Origin of the sequence: Dysgonomonas sp. UBA7630 (assembly GCF_002483985.1) — a bacterium.
Lineage (GTDB): Bacteria > Bacteroidota > Bacteroidia > Bacteroidales > Dysgonomonadaceae > Dysgonomonas.
Genome location: NZ_DLIY01000018.1, coordinates 24,074 through 40,838 on the forward strand (window position 1 = coordinate 24,074; position 16,765 = coordinate 40,838).

Here is a 16,765-nt window from a genome sequence, read left to right on the forward strand (position 1 = left end):
CCACAAAGGTAATATATTATCTTATAGCGCTCTATTTCGTTTCTTATTTAGAATATCAAAATCTGTAACCCACACCAATCATCCATCCTATATATAATTGTTTGAAGCTATTGGGACTATAATCTTTCCACAAACTATGAGAGGAAAATAATTTTAGATTGTCTAGTTTGGATGTTTGTAGAAAGTTAAGTGTAGGTCCTGCAAAAATATTTATATTACTATTAATATTGTATGCCGGTAGAACTCGGTAAACAAAACGATAAAGAGTTTTGTGATCATAGTTTCTTAGTATTTCCTTCTCTCTTTCCTCTTCTTCTTTACTTTGTTCTCCAACTCTTATACTTGTCCTTATTTTGGTCAATATGCCAGCTATAATTTCTGTATCTATTCTAAATTTATCACTTAATTGTATATGTGCACCCAAACCTCCCTCTAAGACAAAATGAGTATGTGGAGAATAGATATTATACCCGAATCCTACAATTCCATACAAAGATTGTCCTCCCGAGCGAAAACTAACTACCATATTTTGCATATCATCAAATGTCAATGCAAGATTCATATCTCCACCAGATTTTACAATATTTACCAACCCAATGGGATATTTATTATTATCCGAGATATTGATAATTCCAATTTGTAGACCTTTCATTATCTTGGCGTAATTGAACCCTCCAATCTGTACACCAACGAGCGTATCAGCCTCATTGCCCATAGCTATTTGTAAGCCCTTTATTTTATCACTGTTATTTAAAAAGCCTATTTGTGCTCCTCTTATATTTTTGTATGCAAGATTAATTATCCCTATCTGCGTACCTTGCATATTCCATATCACATTATTGAGTCCGCCAATTTGTATACCCTTTATATCTCGCGCAACATGGATTCCCCCTATCTGTACACCATTTACGCAATCTCCCATTTGCATTCCTCCTATCTGCACACCACTGATATTTTCTATATTGTTAAATGGAGAAATAGCCACACCCTTTGCTTTGGTTAGTTCAGTATATAATCCACTAAATGCAAAACCTGATACATTTTCAGATCGCCCATATACTAGATTTAAAGATATATTATTGGTGTAATATTTTGTTTTGTAGCCATTGGTGCTTATTGTATTCCACAATCCGAGATTGAAAAATGCTTTATATTTTGGACTCTGTATATTTTGCTGATATTCGGAAATAGAATCTAACTTAATAGCAAGACTATCTTGTGCTAATAGTGATGCATTATAAAAAAGGACTAAGAATGTTATAATAAATGACTTTTTCATATATCATATTTTGTATCTGTTGGTACAAAGATAAATTTATATGAATAATTAAATTAATTTCTATCCTATTTATAATATTGAAAGTGTATCCGAATACCAAGAATTAAGAATATGAAACTCCCCACTCTCACAAAACCTTACATAATAGTTAAATATCTTATCATTTTACACTAAAAGTTCAGCTTCTAACAATCTATCTCTTAATAAATCTTTTTTTTAACAACCAAATGGCGAGGCTCATTGTTTAGATGTGAGTTATAAACATAATTAAAATCAGACTAGCTATGAAGTATTCTTTTTCCTTGCTGGTATTAACTGCGAGCATCATTTTTACTAGCTGTGTTAGTAAAAAGCAGTTTACGAATTTAGAAACAGACTATAATCGCCTGCAAACAGAACAGAAAGATTTACAAAGAAATTATCAGGAAAGCCAATTGCAATTAGCCGAAAGCCGTACCCGGGTAGCAAGCCTTGAAGATCGATTGGCAGAAGCCCGAAAAAACAATGAAGATTTGCGTGCTGCCTATGCCGAGATGCAAGGTTTGTTGAACAAGAGCCTTTTGCAAAACACGCAAGGCAATGTAAACATCACGAAGTTGGTAGATGAGATCAATTCGTCTAACCGCTTTATACAGCATTTGGTACAGGCCAAAAACCGCTCCGACTCTTTGAATATCGTAATGATAAATAACCTTACACGTTCGCTTACACGCGACGAAATGCAGGATTTGGATATCAAGGTATTGAAAGGCGTTGTATATATTTCTTTGGATGACAGAATGCTATACCGTTCGGGTGGTTACGAGATAAGCACCAAGGCGGGAGAAATTCTTAGCAAGATCGCTAAAATCATTATGGATTATAAGGATTATAGCGTGTTGGTGGAAGGAAATACCGATACAGACCCTATTTCGCGTCCTAATATCCGAAACAACTGGGACTTGAGTGCTTTGCGTGCTTCTTCTGTGGTTCAGGCACTTCAAAACAATTATGGTGTCGATCCTAAACGTCTGACAGCAGCAGGACGTGGAGAATATAATCCGGTAGCAACAAACAGCACTGCCGAGGGAAAAGCTCTCAACCGCAGAACTCAGATAATTATCACTCCGGAACTGAATCAGTTTATGGAACTTATCGATCAGGCTCCAAAAGGCCCTTCGAATATAGATTGATAATTCTTACACAAATAATTTATATACTTAAGGTTGCTTCTATCGATAGAGGCAACCTTTTTCAATAAAATATACTCGCTTATTAATATTTGTCAATAATTCTATAACTTTCGGTTCTGAAAATACTAATTCAATTTACGACACTGATACTATGAAGAGAAGAATTGTATATCCATATACTCTGGAGAAAAAAGATAAAATGATTAAACTAGAGATATCCGGAGGAAAGTTTTATATATTCTTGCATATATTCGTTTTCTTTTTGGCTATAGTTTCTGTGATTGGTCTCACTTTCTCTTTTTTCATAAATGATAGTTATACTATAAAAGATTATTTTGTCGTATGCTGTCTTTTGGTATTCATGTTCCTAGTACTTCTTTTTGCTTTCTACACCTTGAAATGGAAAAGAAAAGGCAAAGAGATATTTATTTTGCATCCCGATAAACTTGAATATATAATAGAAAATAAACCTTTCCGTACTCAAAGGAAGATTCATCACTTTACGACAATGATGATTGCATATAATATTGAAATTGAGTTTGATAATAACAATGACTACGAGATAAAGGTATATACAGATTTACAAAATATAGAGGGAAACTTCTCTATCATATTTTACATGGATGAAGGAGAAAATATTATTTATTCTGAAAGGGAAGTTCCTATTGAAGTAATGAGAACAATAAGAGAAGAGTATCTAATAAACATCAATGAAGATAAGGAAAATACAGATACTCTTTCTCATACACAAGTGTGAGAAACCTTTATTTGTTCTCCTCTGGCAAAGCAGATTGAATAGTTGAATACACTTTATCCATCAATTCTGCAATATCATCCGCTTTAAGATCCTTAGTTTCTATAGGGTCATGAAATGTCAATTTTATCTTTGCCGGACTCATTTTCCACGAGTGTATTGGTAAAACTTTATATGCTCCATCAATGGTAAGAGGGACAATCGGTAATTTCAAGCTCACTGCTGTCTGAAAAGCCCCTTTCTTAAATTCTGCCATCCGTCCGTCCGGTGAGCGATGCCCTTCGGGGAAAACTACGGTAGACATTCCGTCTTTGAGTGTATTCTTCGTATTTCTCATTGTATCTACAATCCCCTTTCTTGTAGTAGAATCTACAAAAACATGTCCCGCTTTTGCTGACGCAAAGCCTACTAAAGGCATTTTTTTGAGAGCCTGTTTCATCAGCCACTTAAAGTTGTGATCGAGATAACCATATATAAGAAATATATCGAACGCTCCCTGATGATTAGCGACAAACACATACGATTGGTTTTTATCCAATTTTGAATTTCTATTCACTTTGATCTTCAACAGAGCAGCCATACAAACAAAACGCCCCCATATCACTCCTGGATAGTATCCCCAAAACTTATTGTTTCCTAAGGTCGATCCGATAATAATAGTAAGGGTACACCAAATGGTAGCTAATATTAATAGCGGAACAAATATGATCCATTGGTATAAGAGGTAGAGAATCTTTAGCATTCGTTTAAATTTGAATAATTTTATTTGAAACTATATTCTGTGTAAAAAGGAGCTATCTGAACATAGCTCCTCTCCTACTTAATATCATTTTTTTAGATTTGCAATACTTTCCTTAATCGTCTTTATCTTGCTTTCGGCATCCGCTTGCTTTTTACGCTCGTTTTCCACAATTTCGGGCTTAGCATTAGCAACAAACTTCTCGTTGCTTAGTTTCGCTGCAACTGATTTTAAGAAGCCTTCAAGATACTTAAGCTCATCATTCAGTCTTTTCAATTCGGCTTCTATATCTATATTATTCCCAAGTGGAACAGAAAACTCTGTAGTGCCAACAAGGAAAGAAACCGAAGTAGGATCTTTTTCGGCAACAGTATTGATCGAAGTAAGGTTACCCATCTTAGAGATCACACTGTCGAAATCTGTATTATATTGTCCTATTACTTCTAGCGATAATTCCTCTTTATTCGGAATGTTCTTTTGTAAGCGGATAGTACGCACACCTGCAATCACCTCTTTCACTTTCTCGAAAGTATCAATCAGATCATTGCTGAAAGAAACCTCTTTCGGCATTTCAGATACCATGATACTCTCACCCGCTTTGCGTTCGGCAAGAGCCTGCCATAGTTCCTCTGTAATAAACGGCATAAATGGATGAAGCAAACGAAGCAGGGAATCGAAGAAGCCTAACGTTGCTTCATAAGTCTTCTTATCGATAGGTTGCTGATAAGCCGGTTTTGCCATCTCAAGATACCAAGAAGAGAACTCGTCCCAGAAAAGCTTATAGAGAGACATTAAAGCCTCAGAAAGGCGATATTTTCCAAACAAATCATCAAGCTCCGAAGCAGTCTTAGCCAGCACATTCTGGAACCATTCTATTGCTATTCTCGACGACTCAGGCTGTTCGATAGAGTCGCTTACCTCCCACCCTTTTACCAGGCGGAAAGCATTCCATATTTTGTTATTGAAATTACGTCCCTGTTCGCAAAGACTTTCGTCAAATGGCAAGTCGTTACCCGCCGGAGCTGTAAGTAACAAGCCCATACGAACACCGTCAGCTCCGTATTTTTCCATCAGTTCGATAGGATCGGGCGAGTTGCCAAGTTGTTTAGACATCTTGCGCCCCAATTTGTCGCGAACGATACCCGTAAAGTATACATTGTTAAAGCATGCTTTGCCACGATACTCGTATCCTGACATGATCATACGTGCCACCCAGAAGAAAATAATATCCGGGCCAGTAACAAGATCATTCGTTGGATAATAATATTTAATATCCTTATTGTCCGGATTATTTATACCATCGAATACCGAAATAGGCCACAACCATGAAGAGAACCATGTGTCGAGACAATCTTCATCCTGACGCAGATCTTCCATCTTGAGGTTTGGATTTTGCTTTTGAGCCTCCGCCAAGGCTTTCTCAGGGGTCTCTCCTACTACAAATCCACCTTCGGGCAGATAGTAAGCCGGAATCTGATGTCCCCACCACAACTGGCGGCTGATATTCCAGTCCTTTATATTTTCCATCCAGTGACGGTAAGTATTCTTAAACTTCGCAGGGTGGAATTTGATTGTGTCATTTTCCACAGCTTCCAATGCAGGCTTTGCCAGATCCTCCATCTTGAGGAACCATTGCATAGAAAGCTTCGGCTCGATAGGTACATTTGTACGTTCAGAATAACCCACACTATTTGTATAAGCCTCTGTTTTTTCCATCAAGCCCAATTCTTCAAGATCTTTTTCGATTTTCTTACGTACATCGAAACGATCCATCCCTTCGTATTGAAGTCCATGAGAATTTAACGTTCCATTATCGTTGAAGATATCAATAACCTCAAGATTATATTTTTCGCCCAGCATATAGTCATTTACATCATGGGCAGGTGTTACTTTCAAGAATCCTGTACCGAATTCCATATCCACATATTCGTCTTCGATAATTGGTACTACACGATTAGCAATCGGCACGATCACTTTCTTGCCTTTCATGTGTGCAGTCTTCGGATCATTCGGATTGATACATACCGCAATATCTCCAAATATTGTTTCGGGACGAGTGGTAGCTATTACCGCATAGCCATCTTCACCTTCCACTTTATATCTTAAATAATATAATTTACCATTTACTTCGTGATGTATAACTTCCTCATCCGAAACAGCAGTTTTAGCTGACGGATCCCAGTTTACCATACGTATTCCACGATAGATAAGACCCTTATTATATAAATCTACAAAAACTTTCAATACGCTTTCGGAGCGTTTCTCATCCATCGTAAAACAGGTACGATCCCAGTCGCAAGACGCTCCTAGTTTTTTCAACTGTTCGAGGATAATACCCCCGTGCTTGTGAGTCCACTCCCAAGCATGTTCAAGGAATGCTTCACGGCTCAGGTCGTTTTTGCTTATTCCTTCGGCAGCAAGTTTACCCACTACCTTTGCTTCTGTAGCGATAGATGCATGGTCTGTTCCCGGTACCCAGCAGGCATTCTTACCCATCATACGGGCACGGCGTACAAGTATATCCTGTATCGTATTATTCAGCATATGCCCCATATGAAGGACACCTGTGACGTTTGGTGGAGGAATAACGATTGTATAAGGTTCGCGACTATCAGGTTCTGAATGAAAGAACTTATTCTCTAACCAGTATTTATACCATTTATCCTCTACTTCGGCAGGATTATACTTACTTGCAATTTCCATATTATGTGGTTAATATATATTTTGAGATACAAAAATACAAAATAGTTGCTTATATATTTGTATTTTCCTTTTTATAAAAAGCCTCAGATAATCGAAGATGAATACCTGAGGCGAACTGTAAATGTAGAAAAGTTATAATTAATATGGTCTCATCTGTGATACTTTTGCTTTTACATAGTCATAAGTTGTTTTACTGCCCCATATGCCAACCAGTTCAGAATTGGGACGATATACAGACTCTTTAGGATAGTATTCGGAGTTGTATCTATATATATTTTCTGCGAAAGGTGTTTCTTTGCCACCATGCACAACATATATTTCTCTTATATTATGAATACGTCCTTCGTTTCCGAAAAGAGCGATAAACAACCATTGAGGGATATTCATATGCTTATATACTCCATTAAAGCTATCATATAAATATTTTTCTTCACTGGCATACCTATCATCCAATAGTGAGATATAGTTGTACTGCGAAACATCGCCTTTACTATTATACTTATATTCCTCTGTATAATTAATCGTATTTTCTTCAGGAGGGTTAGAAAACCTCACTTTATTATATTTTACGGCTAAGCCCTTGGATAACTCGATAGTTTCTTTGAATTTTCCGTTCAGGGTAATTTCAATAAGATTATTTTTTTCGCTTTTTAGATCATATACTCGAGTTTCGGTATGTGTAGAATAGTCATTATCCTTAATCCAGCTTTTTATCACATCTGTTTGCGTAACACCTACTAGATCTCTTGAGCTAAGAGACTTCTCCGATTTAGAATACACAGAATATTCCAATTTTCGGGAGATGCTGTATACTAATACATTTTTATCTGCTTTTTCGTTATTCAATCTACGATAAGTTTCCTTTAGTATATTTACCGGACGGTCAGAATTATCATATTCAAAAGTTGTAATATGCGTATAATCATACTGAGGCTCGGCATCATAAGACTGCTCTGTTTTTATTGTTTTTGGCAATAAACTATTATCACTTTCTATAGGCTCAGAAGTATCACATCCTGCAAAAAATATCAGGAAAAAAGAAGAAAGAAAAAATATCTTTTTCATAATATTGTAATTAAAGTTAATCATCTAATAAGATAGATGAATAACATGCATGATTTGTTGCGTCCTACAAAAATTATGAGCTTATTTCTCTCCTATCGAATCCCAGCCTTGCGCTTTTATTTCTATTTCTGCCCCATCTCGGGTTTCAAGAATAAAGCCATTCCCATCTTTGGTGATATGACCGATAATATGTACTCCCTTTATCTTCGATACTTTGTCGTGCATAAACAGAGGAACAGTAAACAACAATTCATAATCCTCTCCCCCATTCATTGCCACAGTAGTTACATTCATATTGAACTGTTCGGCCATCATGGCTGTCTGATAATCGATAGGTAGTCTTTCTTCATAGATATGACATCCTACATTACTTTGTTTGCAGATATGTTTCAGCTCGGAAGATAATCCGTCTGAAATATCGATCATCGAAGTTGGTACAATCCCTTCTTCAGCAAGAAATTTCACAATATCTTTCCGGGCTTCGGGTTTCAATTGGCGTTCTAAAAGATACTCTTTTCCTGTAAAATCGGGTTGAAAATCGCTTTTCCTGTCGTATATGGCCTTTTCGCGTTCTAATAATTGAAGCCCCATAAATGCAGCACCCAAATCTCCTGAAACACAAACAAGATCTGTTTCTTTTGCTCCTTTACGATATACGATTTTACCTTCTTCTCCTTCGCCAAGGCAAGTAATACTGATAGCCAAGCCGGTAAGCGAAGCCGAAGTATCGCCACCAACAAGATCTACGCCATATTCCTGACAGGCAAGGGCAAGACCATCATAAAATAATTCTAAATCTTCAACAGAAAATCGCTTTGAAATACCCAACGATACGGTCACTTGCTTTGGTTGTCCGTTCATTGCATAGATGTCTGAAAAATTTACTATCGCCGATTTATATCCCAAGTGTTTCAGGGGAACATACATCAGATCGAAGTGAATACCTTCGAGCAGCAGATCGGTTGTTACAAGTGTCTTCTTATTTCCATACGACAAAACAGCAGCGTCGTCCCCTACTCCTTTTTCTGAACTTGAATTTTTTAGTTCTATATTTTTTGTCAGATGATCTATTAGACCAAATTCTCCTAGACTGGCAATTTCTGTTCTTTTCATTTATCTAAAAATTAATTGAATACAAAAATAGTGATTCTATCCTACAATGGCAGTAAAACAAACCTCCCTTTTTTATATATCAATATTTAAGTCTACATTTGCAGACTTTTTATTTCTTCATTCACAATGAAAACAACTAGTCAAACAGGAACAGCTTTCGCCATACTCTCCATGTTGGCCGCATGCCATATGTTGAACGATATGCTGCAATCGATCATTTCGGCGGTATATCCCTTGCTGAAAGATTCGTTATTGCTCAACTTTACCCAAATAGGGCTTATCACACTCGTCTTTCAGTTATCTTCGTCCATATTCCAGCCTGTAGTGGGGCTTATCACAGATAAACGACCTCAACCCTATTCTTTGCCGATAGGAATGGCATTTTCGATGATAGGGATCCTTTCTCTTTCTTTTGCAGGAAATTTCATTCATGTGTTGATCGCCGTATTTCTTACGGGACTTGGATCATCCATCTTCCATCCTGAAGCATCCCGCTTGGCCTATATGGCTTCGGGAGGAAAAACAGGATTGGCACAATCTATCTTTCAGGTAGGGGGAAATTTCGGATCATCCGTTGGTCCGTTATTGGCCTTATGGATAATTACGCCATACGGTCAACAGAATATAAAGTGGCTGTCGCTTATAGCTCTTGTATGTATTGGTATTATGCTTGTTATAAGCAAATGGTATAAGAGCAATCTGTATAGACTCAAACCTACCAAAAAAGATGATAGTTCTATAGAAAAACAGTCTGTATATTCTTCGGGTAAAGTAGCTTTTGCCATCACGATTCTGCTTATACTCATATTTTCAAAATATGTATATATGGCGAGCCTGAATAGTTATTACATGTTTTATTTGATCGATAAGTTTGGTGTTTCGGTAAAAGATGCACAGCTATTTTTGTTTGCATTCTTATTTGCTGTGGCACTTGGTACAATTATAGGAGGTCCTATAGGAGACCGTATCGGACGAAAGTATGTGATTTGGGTATCTATATTGGGTACGGCTCCATTCGCTCTCATCATGCCTCATGTAGGGCTTGTATGGACATGCGTCTTGAGCATCTTTATAGGATTTATACTTTCTTCCGCCTTTTCAGCAATCCTGGTATATGCACAAGAACTTGTTCCCGGAAAAGTAGGGTTGATTGGCGGTTTATTTTTCGGACTGGCATTTGGCATAGCCGGTATAGCATCTGCCATACTGGGAAAAATAGCGGACGAAACCAGCATACAGCATGTATATGATATTTGTGCTTATTTGCCACTAATCGGATTGGTAGCAGCATTTTTACCCAATACGAAGAAGGAAAAAGCTTAGTTCAAATATTCTACATCAATATCCCAATTCCATTGGTTGAAATAAATATTTCCTCCCCGCCATTCGAGTTCACCTCGCTGAAAATCGACAGTTTCACTTCGAGGATATATTTTTTCAGGGAAAAGAGGCTGTGAATAATCATCATTTACGATCCAACGATATGCATCGATACCATTGGCATAGAAATATTTGATATCGTCACTCATTTCTAAGTCTCTTCTACCAAAAGACTGGTCGACAGGCACCCAGCCTACACCCTCAAAATAAACCTCCGCCCAGTCATGTAAATTGAGCTCATTGGGATGCATCATAAATCCGCTTTGCCATTTTGCCGGAATACCATTATAACGGGCAAGCGTAATGAAAAGTAAGGATACTTGTCCACAATCGCCATGATGATTTTCAATCACATACTCAGGTATATTTGGTATCGTCGAATATTCACGAGCACCTGCCCAAGGATAGTTATCACTGATGAAGTCGAATATCTTCCTGACCTTCAGGTATGGATTCTTTTCATTCCCTATGATCCGGTCAGACAATCGTTTTATCTGATCAGTAAAAATTATATGAGCCTCCCTCTCCGCAGTATATTCTTTATACAAATCTGAATTCGTATCATAATCCTTTATACTTTCAGGTTTTATATTGAACCATTCGGCAGCCGAAGCATAAGAAAACTCGAATGAAAAAGTTAACGGCTTATCTTTTTCTGCTATTTTTTGCATATACAATGTCCGCTGAGCATAATCGGATGGGGATATAACATAATTATTATCATTTACAGAAAGTAACTTTACGTCTGTCTGACGACGATTATCTTCGCGCGGATAAGGCAGCCAACATCGTACCATTTCTCCGGCTGGAACAACATTCGGCTTAAGGGTTACAGTATATTTTACTTTCATTTTCACAGGAGGCATTTGAGTGCTTCCTGTATTTTTCAAACCATCTACAACAGATGGTAAATGTGTTTTCAGTACATTCTGTAATTCATCTTTTTGGTTTCCCTCTACTTCCAATTTGCGTTTTATCGCTTGTTTATTTATTCTGAATAGATTTGGAGCAGCTCTGCTCATATACTTTTTTTCTCCATTGATAATCATCGATTCGAGAGATTTCTCATTTTCCCACTCGGAGAGCATCTTGTCATTTACATCGGGATAATATTTTTTAATGAACTCAACAACATCTGATTTGTTTTTCGAAAAATCTATCGCTATTCTATCAAGCACATCTTTCTTAAAATTCAGATTATAAATTTCCTCCGACGATAAACTGTTTTGAGCAATGTACAGGTCTATCATTTTTTTCGATTTATCGAAATTTCCCTTCGATATCTCAGCATTTATCTGATTGATTGTTACTTGCTGCTGCGCATAAGATACAGAGGAAACACAAAAATATAGGATGATAATAGATAGAATGTATGCTTTCATAAGAAATGGATTTGAATAAAACCTATCTATAAAGATAAATAAAAAAGGATACAGAAAATCAGCATCCTTTATATTTCTAATATTTTCAATTTGTTAATTCAGTCTCTTTATCACCTCCTGCATAATATAGGCCATCTTGGGCTGTGCTATTTTAGCGGCTTCCTGCACATCTTCGTGCGTCACCTCTACAATCTTTCCAATGATACCTATATCAGTGATTATAGAAAATGCCAGTACTTTCATTTTTGCATGATTGCCAACAATTACTTCAGGTACTGTAGACATACCAACGGCATCGCCACCGATAATCTTAAACCAATTATATTCAGCTGGAGTTTCGAATGTAGGGCCTTGTGTACCTATATAAACTCCGTGCTGCAACTTAATATTATTTTCTTTAGCAATATTCATAGCCATCAGGCGAAGTTCTTTGTTATACGCTTCGCTCATATCCGGAAAGCGAGTGCCAAGCTCTTTGTAATTCTTACCCCTTAATGGATGTTCGGGAAATAAATTTATATGATCATCGATAAGCATGATATCGCCTATATCGAAGCTTCCATTCATTCCTCCCGCTGCATTTGATACAAACAAGTACTGAATACCCAATGCCTGAAAAACACGAATAGGGAATGTTACCTCCTGCATAGTATAGCCTTCGTAGTAGTGAAATCTTCCTTGCATAGCCAATACGGGCTTTCCGCCAAGCTTTCCAAAAATAAGTTTTCCGCTATGTCCTTCTACTGTAGAAAGTGGAAAATTAGGAATTTTTTCGTATGGCATTTCTTTCTTATCGCTTATTTCGTGTACTAATTCTCCCAAACCTGTGCCCAAAATAATAGCTATATTGGGTACAGTGCCCACAACATTTTTTATAAACGATGCTGTTTCGTATATTTTTTCTAGCATATATTCTATTTGTTACTCTTAAAACAGTTTAGTTAAGTTTAAATCTACTGTCTTCTACGTGCTTTAATATTTTATCTTCAAAATCGTCTCCTTTGTCCATAAATGCAACTTCGATAGGAAGATAATAGAGATACTTTCTTATTTCTTCATCTATATCTTTCAAAACTAATCGGCTTGCATCTTTTTCTGTTACCATAATTATTTTTTTCTCTGAACTTATATTTCTAAACTTATCGGAAATATACTTTATGTCCTTTGTCTTAAAATTATAATGGTCAGGATATGTTATTGTATCTATCTTACGGGTATACTCCGATAGTTTTTTTATTATCACTTTAGGTGAAGCTATACCTGTAGCCAATAGAACAGTTTTGTTTCGTAAGAATTCTAACGACCTGCTTTCTCCGCTATTGCGAAATACAGGTTTTAATTCTAAATAATCGAAAGTAGTAAAATAGAGACTTTGATATGGGAAAGGATTCACATCATGCAAAATAATGCGATAATCGATAGGCTGCAAGTCCAAAGGACATTTAGTTACGATTATCATATTTGCATCATCTATCTTTGAAAAAGGTTCGCGCAAACGTCCTGCAGGAAGCAAGGTATCTGCATATATAGGACGATTAAAATCAGAGAGGATAATTGTAAAAGATGGTTTTACATAACGATGCTGAAAGGCATCATCCAATAAGATTATTTGAGGTGGGTTCTTTAGCGATAAAAGCTTTTTTATACCTCTACGCCTGTCTCCATCCACAGCAACGATAACATCCGGAAATTTGTTTTTTATTTGGAACGATTCGTCCCCAATGTCTTTACTGGTCGTGTTGTCATCTGCAAGAATAAATCCTTTTGTTCTACGCTTATACCCCCTGCTTAGTACCCCTACCCTATATTTATCCTTCAACAAACGGATAACGTACTCGGTATGCGGAGTTTTTCCCGTACCTCCTACAGTGATATTTCCTATACAGATAACAGGGATATCGAACTCTTCCTGTTTGAGTATTCCCCAATCGAAAAACTTATTTCTAAAAAATACAATCATCCCGTACAACCATGAAAATGGTAGCAGCCATTTGTTGATATGCACGGGCTGTTGTTTTATCATTATATAGTTAGAATCTTTATCTTATGCTTATGTCATAAGGCATGCGAGCTTGAACAAAATCTTGTTCCTTTATCTCTTTTATAGTCTTGAATAATTCATAATCCTTACCAAGATATTCTTTCATTGCCTTTGTCGCAAATTCTTCTTTCTGGTTGGATAATAAACTTTCTAAAAAGTCAACTTTTTTAGGATAATCCTGCAAAGAATAATCATCAAGTTTGGCAAGTTTCGCTGCTTCTTGTATCGCAGTATCTATATTTCCAAGAGCATCTACCAATCCTATCTTCAAGGCTTGATTACCTGTCCATACCCTACCCTGAGCAATATGATCCAGCGAATCTTTTGGGATATTACGTCCTTCTGAACAACGAGTTAAAAACAGATCGTAACCATGTTCAATATATTGCTGCAATATTACTTTTTCCTCAGGTCTCATCGGACGGGTAGCGTCACCAAAATCAGCAAATTTATTTGTTTTCACATTATCAAACGATAATCCTACTTTTTTAGTCAATCCCTCAAAATTTGGGAACATACCAAAAATACCTATTGATCCTGTCAATGTATTTGGTTGAGCAATAATTTTAGAGGCATTACATGCAATATAATAGCCTCCCGATGCCGCATAGTCTCCCATAGATACCACCACCGGTTTCTTTGCTTTCAGGTCGGTAATGGCTTTCCATATTTGTTCCGAAGCATAAGCACTTCCTCCGGGCGAATTGACACGGAAAACTACAGCTTTTACTTTATCGTTATCTTTCAGTTTTTCAATTTCCTTCACATATCTCTTATCAGTTATACCATCTTTACCGGATCCATTGTTGATAGATCCTTCGGCATAAAGTATGGCAATAACATCTTTAGAATTACTTTCTTTTACAAATGGTACGGAAGTCATATCCTTGATGGATGCCATTCTCACATCTTTTGCTTTTTCTACTTTGAGCAAATCTTTCAGATATTCTTTTACTTCTGTCTCATACATCAACGTATCTACAAGCCCATCACTAACTGAAACATTGGCTAATTTGAATGTTTGCAAAGAATCTGTCAGTTGGTTTATTTTATCTACCGATATTTTTCTGGAGTCTGATATTTCGGATGTAATAGTAGACCATATATCGTTTATATATGCTGTAACCTGCTCTCTATTTGCATCACTCATTTTATCAAGCATAAAAGGCTCAACCGCAGATTTGAATGTACCTACTTTAAATATCTGCATCTCGATACCTATTTTATCAAGTAGCCCTTTGTAGAAAGTAGGTGAAGATGAAAGTCCATGCAAATCGAGATTACCCTGAGGGTTCATTATTACTTTGTCTGCTACTGACGATAAGTAATAGCATCCTTGTGAATAAACATCGGCGTAAGCAATAATAAACTTTCCGCTTTCTTTAAAGTCTGCTAACTGATCGCGTATTTCTTTCAACGAAGCATTAGAAGCAGCAAATGCACCGGCATTAATATAAATTCCCTTTATATTATCATTCTCCTTTGCTTTCTTTATAGATGAAAGAATATCATCCAATCCTATTTCTAAATCCGTATTTTGACCTATCAAGTCTAAAAACGAATTTGGTTCTACTCTTTCAGACAGAGTACCTTCAAGTTTCAATGTCAATACAGTATTATCTTTCAAATTATATTTATCAGATGAGCCGAAAGACATAGCGGCTATTATAAGAATAAATATAAAAATAAAAATACCTATAACGATAGAACAGCCTACTATAGAGGCTAATAAACTCTTAAGAAAACCTTTCATCTTTTACATTATTATATTAATGAATAACAAAATTATATATTTATCTGTGAATATGCTACTTAAATTAGTATTTCTTATCAATTGTTTCCTATTCTTTATTTACATATTTAGATTATCAAAAAAGATTGTTGATAAACTGTTGATAACTGTTAATAGATTTTTAAAACAAAATCAATTGTTTTATGAAACTAAACAACATATATGAAATAAGTCGCAGATAACAATTAAAAATCACAGGCTTTTATCATTCTGCTATGAAAGGTTTATCAACAATTATTAATAGATTAAAAAATGAAAATTTATCAACAATCATAGTTATTAACATTGTTTTAATAAAGTTCATAATACGCTTTATATAAATAATTTGTATAATTTTACTCTGTTTAATAACTCACTTTTATACGTGAATGAACTTTTAATATCGATATTTACAAGTATTCTTCAAAAAAAGAATAAACACAATTAACAGTCTATTACAAACACAATGATTTTTTGTTAAGTTTAAATTAAAAATTAATAATATATATAATGTTTAATAAACTCCTTTTAGTTTTTAAATATATCCTTTTTATAATAGCATGTTGTTTTGTTACCTCCTCCAATTGGTGCAATCGGGAAAATAATCAGATCATTTATAATTGATATGAAAAAGAAATTTATTTATACCATTTTTGTAATATCTGTATTACTAAATTTGATATTGATACCATACGTAGGATATCGCTTATACAAAGACAGATTGAATAACGATATTTTTAAACTAAATGCTTATGCGTGGGCTAATAGTCAATTGAAAATACCTGAAGTTAATGAAAATAGGGTCGTGTTTATAGGGAATTCTATCACCGAAAATTGGGTACATCTACGATACAAATTCTTTGTAGATAATAATTATGTATGCAGGGGAAAGGGTGGACAAACAAGTTCATTGATGCTTTTACGTTTTAGGCAAGATGTTATAGAATTGTATCCTAAAGTTGTTGTTATAAATGCAGGTATAAATGATATAGCCGAGAAAACAGGTGAGTACGATCCTGTGTTTACGATGGATAATATAAAATCGATGGTCGAATTAGCTGATATGAATGGCATAAAAGTAATATTGGTTTCTCTTCTGCCATGCAAAGGTCATGGATGGGAACCAATTAAAGATGTACCAGAGAAAATAGATAAACTGAATGAACATATAAAAATTTATGCTGCAGAGAAAGGTTATTACTATTTAGATTTGAATACTCCTATGCGCGATAGTGAAAACGGAATGATAAATAGTTATTCGCTTGATGGATTGCATCCTAACGAAGAAGGGTATAAAAAAATAATGGAACCTTTGGTACAAAAGGCTATTGATAATATTCTGAATAAAAATGATAAAAACGAATGA

At 35.7% G+C, this 16,765-nt stretch carries 13 protein-coding genes; 4 read left to right on the top strand and 9 right to left on the bottom strand.

Going from position 1 to position 16,765, the window contains the following annotated elements; all coding sequences use genetic code 11:
• Positions 1–55: 55 nt before the first annotated feature.
• The gene (locus tag B3P17_RS07275) at positions 56–1,279 is read right to left on the bottom strand and encodes an LA_2272 family surface repeat-containing protein (protein ID WP_252637872.1); all 1,224 of its coding nucleotides are present in this window, start codon (positions 1,277–1,279) and stop codon (positions 56–58) included.
• Positions 1,280–1,563: 284 nt separating this feature from the next.
• On the opposite strand from B3P17_RS07275, the gene B3P17_RS07280 reads away from it, so the two are divergent.
• Both B3P17_RS07280 and B3P17_RS07285 read left to right on the top strand, forming a co-directional pair.
• Complete coding sequence (locus B3P17_RS07280) at positions 1,564–2,451, top strand: OmpA family protein (protein ID WP_252637871.1); 888 nt, start codon at positions 1,564–1,566, stop codon at positions 2,449–2,451.
• A gap of 151 nt (positions 2,452–2,602) precedes the next feature.
• The gene (locus B3P17_RS07285; protein WP_252637870.1) at positions 2,603–3,208 is read left to right on the top strand and encodes a hypothetical protein; all 606 of its coding nucleotides are present in this window, start codon (positions 2,603–2,605) and stop codon (positions 3,206–3,208) included.
• A gap of 7 nt (positions 3,209–3,215) precedes the next feature.
• On the opposite strand, the gene B3P17_RS07290 is transcribed toward B3P17_RS07285, so the two are convergent.
• The 4 genes from B3P17_RS07290 to thiL form a co-directional block, all read right to left on the bottom strand.
• Entirely contained in the window at positions 3,216–3,947 is a 732-nt protein-coding gene (locus tag B3P17_RS07290; RefSeq protein WP_252637869.1) for a lysophospholipid acyltransferase family protein, read from the bottom strand.
• Positions 3,948–4,031: 84 nt separating this feature from the next.
• Positions 4,032–6,647 (bottom strand): valine--tRNA ligase, encoded by a 2,616-nt coding sequence (locus B3P17_RS07295; RefSeq protein ID WP_252637868.1) that lies wholly within the window; start codon positions 6,645–6,647, stop codon positions 4,032–4,034.
• A 138-nt stretch (positions 6,648–6,785) separates the two neighbouring features.
• Complete coding sequence (locus tag B3P17_RS07300; RefSeq protein WP_252637867.1) at positions 6,786–7,712, bottom strand: hypothetical protein; 927 nt, start codon at positions 7,710–7,712, stop codon at positions 6,786–6,788.
• Between the two features lie 81 nt (positions 7,713–7,793).
• On the bottom strand, positions 7,794–8,825 hold the full coding sequence (gene thiL / locus B3P17_RS07305; RefSeq protein WP_252637866.1) for a thiamine-phosphate kinase: 1,032 nt from the start codon (positions 8,823–8,825) through the stop codon (positions 7,794–7,796).
• Between the two features lie 126 nt (positions 8,826–8,951).
• On the opposite strand from thiL, the gene B3P17_RS07310 reads away from it, so the two are divergent.
• The gene (locus tag B3P17_RS07310; RefSeq protein ID WP_252637865.1) at positions 8,952–10,148 is read left to right on the top strand and encodes an MFS transporter; all 1,197 of its coding nucleotides are present in this window, start codon (positions 8,952–8,954) and stop codon (positions 10,146–10,148) included.
• Here the strand turns inward: B3P17_RS07310 and B3P17_RS07315 are convergent.
• The 4 genes from B3P17_RS07315 to sppA form a co-directional block, all read right to left on the bottom strand.
• The gene (locus tag B3P17_RS07315) at positions 10,145–11,587 is read right to left on the bottom strand and encodes a transglutaminase-like domain-containing protein (protein WP_252637864.1); all 1,443 of its coding nucleotides are present in this window, start codon (positions 11,585–11,587) and stop codon (positions 10,145–10,147) included. The two genes, B3P17_RS07310 and B3P17_RS07315, sit on opposite strands and share 4 nt — an antisense overlap.
• Positions 11,588–11,680: 93 nt before the next feature.
• Positions 11,681–12,496, bottom strand: a complete 816-nt coding sequence (locus B3P17_RS07320; RefSeq protein ID WP_291104771.1) for a purine-nucleoside phosphorylase — start codon at positions 12,494–12,496, stop codon at positions 11,681–11,683.
• Between the two features lie 28 nt (positions 12,497–12,524).
• On the bottom strand, positions 12,525–13,610 hold the full coding sequence (gene lpxK / locus B3P17_RS07325) for a tetraacyldisaccharide 4'-kinase (RefSeq protein ID WP_252637862.1): 1,086 nt from the start codon (positions 13,608–13,610) through the stop codon (positions 12,525–12,527).
• A gap of 16 nt (positions 13,611–13,626) precedes the next feature.
• Entirely contained in the window at positions 13,627–15,381 is a 1,755-nt protein-coding gene (gene sppA / locus B3P17_RS07330) for a signal peptide peptidase SppA (RefSeq protein ID WP_252637861.1), read from the bottom strand.
• Positions 15,382–16,024: 643 nt separating this feature from the next.
• Between sppA and B3P17_RS07335 the strand changes: the two genes are divergently transcribed.
• Complete coding sequence (locus B3P17_RS07335; RefSeq protein WP_252637860.1) at positions 16,025–16,765, top strand: GDSL-type esterase/lipase family protein; 741 nt, start codon at positions 16,025–16,027, stop codon at positions 16,763–16,765.

Coding starts and splice junctions, on each gene's coding strand:
- B3P17_RS07280 (WP_252637871.1), top strand. CDS start 1,564: ATGAAGTATTCTTTTTCCTTGCTGGTATTAACTGCGAGCATCATTTTT.
- B3P17_RS07300 (WP_252637867.1), bottom strand. CDS start 7,712: ATGAAAAAGATATTTTTTCTTTCTTCTTTTTTCCTGATATTTTTTGCA.
- thiL (WP_252637866.1), bottom strand. CDS start 8,825: ATGAAAAGAACAGAAATTGCCAGTCTAGGAGAATTTGGTCTAATAGAT.
- B3P17_RS07285 (WP_252637870.1), top strand. CDS start 2,603: ATGAAGAGAAGAATTGTATATCCATATACTCTGGAGAAAAAAGATAAA.
- B3P17_RS07315 (WP_252637864.1), bottom strand. CDS start 11,587: ATGAAAGCATACATTCTATCTATTATCATCCTATATTTTTGTGTTTCC.
- B3P17_RS07335 (WP_252637860.1), top strand. CDS start 16,025: ATGAAAAAGAAATTTATTTATACCATTTTTGTAATATCTGTATTACTA.
- B3P17_RS07320 (WP_291104771.1), bottom strand. CDS start 12,496: ATGCTAGAAAAAATATACGAAACAGCATCGTTTATAAAAAATGTTGTG.
- sppA (WP_252637861.1), bottom strand. CDS start 15,381: ATGAAAGGTTTTCTTAAGAGTTTATTAGCCTCTATAGTAGGCTGTTCT.
- B3P17_RS07295 (WP_252637868.1), bottom strand. CDS start 6,647: ATGGAAATTGCAAGTAAGTATAATCCTGCCGAAGTAGAGGATAAATGG.
- B3P17_RS07275 (WP_252637872.1), bottom strand. CDS start 1,279: ATGAAAAAGTCATTTATTATAACATTCTTAGTCCTTTTTTATAATGCA.
- B3P17_RS07310 (WP_252637865.1), top strand. CDS start 8,952: ATGAAAACAACTAGTCAAACAGGAACAGCTTTCGCCATACTCTCCATG.
- lpxK (WP_252637862.1), bottom strand. CDS start 13,610: ATGATAAAACAACAGCCCGTGCATATCAACAAATGGCTGCTACCATTT.
- B3P17_RS07290 (WP_252637869.1), bottom strand. CDS start 3,947: ATGCTAAAGATTCTCTACCTCTTATACCAATGGATCATATTTGTTCCG.